The following is a 3405-nucleotide window of genomic DNA, read 5'->3' as shown; positions in this document are numbered from 1 at the left end:
TTCACCACCTGGGCGCCGTACGAGCGCAGCACCATGCTGCTCGAGCCCCAGTACATGAAGAGGTTCATCGCCGCGGCCATGAGCAGCCCCATGATGGCGCCCGAACCGCCGCCGAGGACCTGGCCGATGGCCATCACGAGGCCGGTCAAGCCGGCCATGAGTACGAAAACCTTGATGTTGTTCATAGTCGTTGCTGGTTCGTTCCCGCTTCAGGTACCCGCACGAAAAAGGCGAGCCCTCGCACGAAAACCCACGGCCACCCACCGGCGGTCATGGAATTGCGTGTGAAGGTCTCGCCTGATGTGTCACATCCGACCGGACCGTGCCGGGTGTCCCCGACAGTCTTGACGATCCGGCCGCACGAAAGCCCCCAATGGGCGCCCCCGCGTGGCTACTCCCCTTCCAACTTCGATTGGTCGGTACTGCCGTCCTGCTCCTGCAGAAAAATAGCGATGGCCTCGGAGCTGCGCAGCCCCCGGATCCCCTCCACGAGCTCCGTTGGAGCGCTCATCACACCCCGGCGCGCGAGCTCCTCGGCCACCGCTTTCAGATGTCGTGGCCATACATACCGCGCCAGCGCAAAGAAGTTCCGCCGGGCGTCCGGGTCCTCGGCCAGGAACTGGGGCAGGGACCGTCCCCCTTTGCGAGCGTTGCAGCCCCTGCAAGCGGTTACTAGGTTGCCCGGAGACCCGTCCCCGCCGCGCATCCGCGGCTGGACATGGTCCACGCTCAGCTCCTCGTATTCGTGCTCGAGGCCGCAGTACACACAGCGGCCCCCGTCACGGGCGAAGAGCGCCGAGCGTTTCACCATGCTGTCACTCCTCGTCTCCAGTGAACCTTCCCGATCGCGGCAAGCGCTATGTGCTCGAGCGCCTGACGAAGTTCTTCGATACGGAAGAAAGTGTCGAGACGGTGGACGACCTCCCGCCCCGCCTGACCCTCAAAGCCCTCGAGGCCTTCCGTATGTCGCGCTCCCGTGAACGCATCCTGAACAACCTGGAAGAGATGTACCGCGAGGCCTTCGATCGTGCCAAGGAGACGGGCGATCCGGCGCAGATGGCCGCGCTCGACTTCTCGTACCGCCGCGAGCAGCTGTACTTCGAGATCCTGCTCGACGTGCGCGACGCGATGGAGAAGAAGTAACCGGAACACCGCCCGCGCGGTTCTGCCGCCCATGCTGGGCATGAACCATCTCGGCGCCTTCCGTTTCGGGGGGCGCCGAGGCGTTTTCGGGTCAGGCGTTTCGGGCGCATGCGTGCCGGCCTTCTACCTGGCCGGTTGATGCCTGTAACGTTACGCGATACACTTCGTGGGGAGATTCACTCGTTCAGCCATCGTGGTCCGCTGTGTGACCTCAACCTCGAAGACTATCACTGAGCTACGTCCCGTGGCTTGGTGAGGACCATTACCATGGCGATGCATTCCCCACCGCACCCTGGCGCATTTTTGCGCGACGAAGTGCTCGCGGCCAATGGTCTGTCGGTCAGCGAGACGGCCGATCTGCTCGAGGTGGCGCGACCGACCTTGTCGAAGCTGCTCAACGGACGAGCCGATCTGTCAGCAGAAATGGCGCTGCGATTCGAGCAGGTCTTCGGGCTCCGCATGGCCACGCTGTTGGCCATGCAGGCCGCGTACGACGAGGCGACCATTCGCCGGACGCGCTCCAAACTCCGTCTGAAGCCATTCCGGCCGGCGGCTGCCTAGTCGTGGACGGCTGACTAGTCGCGTCGGCACGGGCTGCCACGTGGCGTTGCGGGAACCAATCAGCACGCTTGCGGTACAAACTATCAGATCATACTATGCAATAGTAGTTTGATGCCTCCAGCCTCCCGGCCATGAAGCCCAACTGGTTCTACATCCTGCTGTCGCTGTCGTCCGGTGCCCGGTACGGCACTGCCATTCAGGATGACGTGCGCACCCTTAGCGACGGGGCGGTGCGCCTCTGGCCGGCCACCCTCTACGGCTCCCTCGAAGAGCTGGTGGGGAAGGGGTGGCTCGAGGAGGTGAGCGACGACGAGCGCCCAGAAGTGATCTCCGGGCGCGAGCGCTTCTATCGCATCACGCCGCCGGGGCGTGCGGCGCTCAAGGCCGAGGTGGAGCGCATCGAGGGCCTCGCGCGTGTGGCCCGTCAACGCCTCGCTCTGCGGACGGTGACGTCATGAGCCCCGCCGCTCCCGCAGGGCGCTCCTGGAGCCGCGCGTATCGTCTCGCGCTCTTCCTACTGCCGAGCCATCTGCGTCACAAGCATGGCGAGGCGATGCAGGCGCTGTTCGAGCGCGAGCTCGCGTCAGCAGACGGATTCTCGTCGCGTATCGCGACAACGGTCGTGGCCATGATGGATGTGCTGCGTCGCGCGCCGTACGAGTGGGGGCACGTTGCCGCGGGCACGCACTCTGCGGCCGTCGCAGACGCACATCAGCGCCCCGTGAGTACATCGGACATGATGCGCCGGCTGGTGTTGCCGTTTGCGGTGGCGTTCGTGGCGTTTACAGCCATGATGCTCGCCAACTATGCGGATCAGCACTCGTTCGCTCCGTCTGCACATCTCGAACGGCTGCTGCTCGCGGTACCGTTCACGGCAGCCCTCACCATTCCGGCCGCGCTGTTTCTCGCGGTCGCCTGGGCCAGTCGTCAGCTGCGAAGGGCGACGGGTTCACGAGTCATGCCGCGCGGCCTTCGCCGTTCAGTACTGGTGGTCGCATCAGGTATGGCGGCGTTTATGCTGCTGCTCACATCCGAGATTGTTCCGCGCGCGAATCTCCAATTGCAGTCGGTGCAGATGGGAAGGCAGGCGCGGCGCAATGACCGCTCGATGACGATCATGGAGCTACAGCAAGCTTCGGCGTCGCTGCGCGTCGGCGTGATTCCGTCCAGCTCCACGCAACAGGCCCGTGATCTGCGTGTACAGGAAGTGGGCTATCGGGTGGAGATCCAGAAGAAGCTGGTGCTCGCCGTCTCCTGCCTCGTCCTCGCGCTTGCCGCGCTGGCGCTGGGCTGGCATTCCGCAGGGGCACACGCCGCCGTGCTGGTCGCGGCCAGCATCACTCTGTGCGTGTTGTTCAATGTGAGCGTCATGGCCGGTGAAGCGCTGGCGGAGTCGCTGGTCGTGCCGCCGATCTACGCCATGTGGGCGGGCACGGAGCTCGTGCTGCTCATGACACTGCCCGCCCTCCGCTCGAAACGTGCTGTCGCCTAGCGCCGCCGCGCCGTAATCAGTACCGCCACCTCGTCCGGGCGCGGGTTGTTGAAGTCGAGCCGCACCCGCCCGTCGGGCAAACGGCTCACGGTGGCGGGAATGCTGCTGTTGGTCAGCACCCACCCTGCCGGCAGTACCACGGCGTTCGCCGGCCGGCCGAACGCACGGTCCCAAATGAGTTCGCCGTTCTTCACCGTGTAGCGCGCGCT

5 protein-coding genes and 2 pseudogenes are annotated in these 3405 nt (G+C 65.1%); 4 read left to right on the top strand and 3 right to left on the bottom strand.

Going from position 1 to position 3405, the window contains the following annotated elements:
- Both ACIQ6O_RS14955 and ACIQ6O_RS14950 read right to left on the bottom strand, forming a co-directional pair.
- Positions 1-185 (bottom strand): annotated as a pseudogene (locus tag ACIQ6O_RS14955) (protease HtpX); the annotation flags it as partial.
- A 443-nt stretch (positions 186-628) separates the two neighbouring features.
- Positions 629-811: pseudogene (locus tag ACIQ6O_RS14950) on the bottom strand (HNH endonuclease); the annotation flags it as partial.
- Between the two features lie 20 nt (positions 812-831).
- On the opposite strand from ACIQ6O_RS14950, the gene ACIQ6O_RS14945 reads away from it, so the two are divergent.
- The 4 genes from ACIQ6O_RS14945 (at position 832) to ACIQ6O_RS14930 (ending at position 3196) form a co-directional block, all read left to right on the top strand.
- Positions 832-1143 carry a hypothetical protein gene (locus tag ACIQ6O_RS14945; protein ID WP_396208577.1) on the top strand — a complete coding sequence of 104 codons (312 nt, stop codon included), beginning with the start codon at positions 832-834 and terminating at the stop codon, positions 1141-1143.
- Between the two features lie 267 nt (positions 1144-1410).
- Positions 1411-1704, top strand: a complete 294-nt coding sequence (locus tag ACIQ6O_RS14940; protein WP_396208576.1) for a HigA family addiction module antitoxin — start codon at positions 1411-1413, stop codon at positions 1702-1704.
- 131 nt (positions 1705-1835) lie between these two features.
- A complete protein-coding gene (locus ACIQ6O_RS14935) occupies positions 1836-2162 on the top strand; it encodes a PadR family transcriptional regulator (protein ID WP_396208575.1) in 327 nt (108 codons plus the stop codon).
- Positions 2159-3196 (top strand): LptF/LptG family permease, encoded by a 1038-nt coding sequence (locus ACIQ6O_RS14930; protein WP_396208574.1) that lies wholly within the window; start codon positions 2159-2161, stop codon positions 3194-3196. Before ACIQ6O_RS14935 ends, ACIQ6O_RS14930 begins: the two co-directional genes overlap by 4 nt.
- Here ACIQ6O_RS14930 and ACIQ6O_RS14925 read toward each other — a convergent pair.
- Positions 3193-3405 (bottom strand): hypothetical protein (locus tag ACIQ6O_RS14925; RefSeq protein ID WP_396208573.1); only part of this gene is annotated, 213 nt, incomplete at its 5' end. The genes ACIQ6O_RS14930 and ACIQ6O_RS14925 overlap by 4 nt on opposite strands.

The organism is Gemmatimonas sp., assembly GCF_044345575.1.
Lineage (GTDB): Bacteria > Gemmatimonadota > Gemmatimonadetes > Gemmatimonadales > Gemmatimonadaceae > Gemmatimonas.
Note: the sequence above shows the minus strand (reverse complement) of the source record. Positions and strands in the feature narration are given on the sequence as shown.